4 protein-coding genes are annotated in these 2,282 nt (G+C 33.3%); all 4 read left to right on the forward strand.

Annotation, left to right across the window (positions count from 1 at the left end):
• Positions 1-34: 34 nt before the first annotated feature.
• The 4 genes from KO494_RS15880 (at position 35) to KO494_RS15895 (ending at position 1,976) form a co-directional block, all read left to right on the forward strand.
• Positions 35-463 (forward strand): hypothetical protein, encoded by a 429-nt coding sequence (locus tag KO494_RS15880; RefSeq protein WP_215968609.1) that lies wholly within the window; start codon positions 35-37, stop codon positions 461-463.
• Positions 464-480: 17 nt separating this feature from the next.
• Positions 481-939 carry a DUF2750 domain-containing protein gene (locus KO494_RS15885; RefSeq protein WP_215968610.1) on the forward strand — a complete coding sequence of 153 codons (459 nt, stop codon included), beginning with the start codon at positions 481-483 and terminating at the stop codon, positions 937-939.
• A 151-nt stretch (positions 940-1,090) separates the two neighbouring features.
• The gene (locus KO494_RS15890; RefSeq protein ID WP_215968611.1) at positions 1,091-1,567 is read left to right on the forward strand and encodes a hypothetical protein; all 477 of its coding nucleotides are present in this window, start codon (positions 1,091-1,093) and stop codon (positions 1,565-1,567) included.
• A 175-nt stretch (positions 1,568-1,742) separates the two neighbouring features.
• The gene (locus KO494_RS15895; RefSeq protein WP_215968612.1) at positions 1,743-1,976 is read left to right on the forward strand and encodes a hypothetical protein; all 234 of its coding nucleotides are present in this window, start codon (positions 1,743-1,745) and stop codon (positions 1,974-1,976) included.
• Positions 1,977-2,282: the final 306 nt, after the last annotated feature.

A 2,282-nucleotide genomic window follows, 5' to 3' on the forward strand; every position in this document is an offset into this window, starting at 1 on the left:
TCCATATACGAGAACGTTACCTGCAAGCTGAAAAATGAAAAACGCAATTCTGATTTTAATAACGATTTTAACACTTACTTCTTGTGGTGGCGAAATTGATTTGGACTGGAAAAGTAAACGCAAATTGACTTACGAACAACTTCCATCTGACTTGCAAGCTGTTTTTCAAAAAAAAATCTATGCCATAAAAAATAGAGATACGACTGACTTTTTTGTTTTTTCTCTCGATTCAGGATATACATTAACTCATTATTGGACTGGAATGGGAAAAAACCTATTGAGCGAAGGATTTAATCATCATTTTGTGATTAATGACAAAAAATTTGAAATGGACGCAAATCAAGGCGACCCTTTTGTATTGCGCGAAGGAAAATTTTATTACACGACCGAGTTGAATTTAGCCGAGTACAACTACAAAAAAGCGGAATTTATAGAAATTGATTTGACAGAGGATTTAAAATAATAAGCAAACAGGGGAAAATGTTTCAAGATTCAATAACACTTAAAAATCGACATCAGAAATTCATAAAAACAGTTTCTGAAAACGGAATAGTTTACGGATTGAAAAGTAAAAACGGATTTGCAACATCAAGTTCGACACAATTTGAGGATGATAATGGAAATTCAATTGGAATAATATGCTTTTGGGCAGAAAAAGTTCGAGCAAAATCCTGTGCAAAAGACGAATGGAAAAAATATAAGGCTACCGAAATTCCATTAGCTGAATTTATGGAAAATTGGTGTGTTGGAATGGCTAATGATGGACTTCTAATCGGAACACAATTTGACCAAAATCTGTTCGGATATGAAGTCGAACCATTAGACTTGATAATAGAATTAACGACTGAATTAAAATCAATCGAAAAGGATTTGACATTCCGAAAATTTAATGGAATTGAGGACTTGGAAAAGCAAGTAAATAGAATGATAAATGAATAAAAGCCAGCAGGTAACACCGTGTATAATTCATTGCTAGTTATAGCCTACTTACGAAAGTCCTCGCAGACTTTCTATCTGTGATTTATTTGCTAACTTTAGTGCTTAAACACGCAACGAAATTATACACAAACACGTTGTGCAACATTTGAAAATGGTAATCGCTTCATCATATAAATATGGCTCTAATGCTTTGTTTGTTTCTCAAAAATTGAGAGAAAACGGATTAAATTCTGTTATGAAAGATGAACCAAAAGAAAAACTTCCATTCCAAGTTTTGGTTAAGGAAAGTGATTTGGAAATAGCAATACCTTTAATCGAAAAATTAGAAATTGTTGAATCTGATTTAGACCCTGAATCCGAAGGTTATTTAGCTGGACATAGTGAATGGAATGACAAAATGTATGACCCTGGACACTATACAGGTGGAAAAATTGAACATTGGATTTATAACAAAGACATCTGGAAATATTTAGCACCGATTTATTTGATAGGCGGAATTGGAATTCTTGGAATGATAATATTCGGATTTATGGATATTGACTTTGATTCGATATTATGGATTGTAATTTATCTTTTTGTCGGAGCGAGTATGATTTGGCAACTGAAAAATAGAAAGCGTGAAAAATAAAAAACGTTGCACAACAATGTATAACCGCAATTACGGCGAATTCGACTACGTCCGAATCCACTCGGAATTGCTAACGTCTGTGCTAAACCGAAAATTAACGCATATTAACCCGTAACTGACGGTTATACGAGACCGTTGCCATTCATTGGCGGAACGCACTCAAATATTGAAAATTATGAACAAGAAAACAAAAGTTAGAATTTTATGGTACTTGTCTTTTTTGATTATTTTCTTAATCGTTTGGACAATTTTGCACTTTACATTTAGAAATTTAGAAAGTCCGTATAAAGGTATGATTAGCGGTGGAATTGCTGGTTTGCTTTCACCAAGAATAACGGAATATGAAACTCAATCTGGGAAACAAACCCAATTGAAATGGATTTTTATGAAAAAAGTAATTACAATATGAAATCTGAATTGTTTGCGGAATTTAGCAAGTTGCGGAATTGCTCACTCAATCGTAATTGAAAAATATTGCGGAACAATACGCTGACTGAATTCACTCAAATGTTGAAAAACAAAAAACAGAATTAAGCCGAATAATTATAAATCTAATAAAAACAACGAAATGGCAACACCGTGTATAATTAATTGCTTGGTCATTGCCGACTTACGAACATTCCTGCGGAATGTTCTATCTGTGATTTATTTGCTAAATTAGTTGCTTAACCACGCAACTAACCATACACAAACACGTTGCCATTAATTATGGAAA

It is taken from the genome of Lacinutrix sp. C3R15, from assembly GCF_018860825.1.
Lineage (GTDB): Bacteria > Bacteroidota > Bacteroidia > Flavobacteriales > Flavobacteriaceae > Oceanihabitans.

What these genes read in the sequence shown, in the direction of transcription:
- KO494_RS15880 (WP_215968609.1), top strand. Translation starts at nt 35, where the DNA reads ATGAAAAACGCAATTCTGATTTTAATAACGATTTTAACACTTACTTCT.
- KO494_RS15890 (WP_215968611.1), top strand. Translation starts at nt 1,091, where the DNA reads ATGGTAATCGCTTCATCATATAAATATGGCTCTAATGCTTTGTTTGTT.
- KO494_RS15895 (WP_215968612.1), top strand. Translation starts at nt 1,743, where the DNA reads ATGAACAAGAAAACAAAAGTTAGAATTTTATGGTACTTGTCTTTTTTG.
- KO494_RS15885 (WP_215968610.1), top strand. Translation starts at nt 481, where the DNA reads ATGTTTCAAGATTCAATAACACTTAAAAATCGACATCAGAAATTCATA.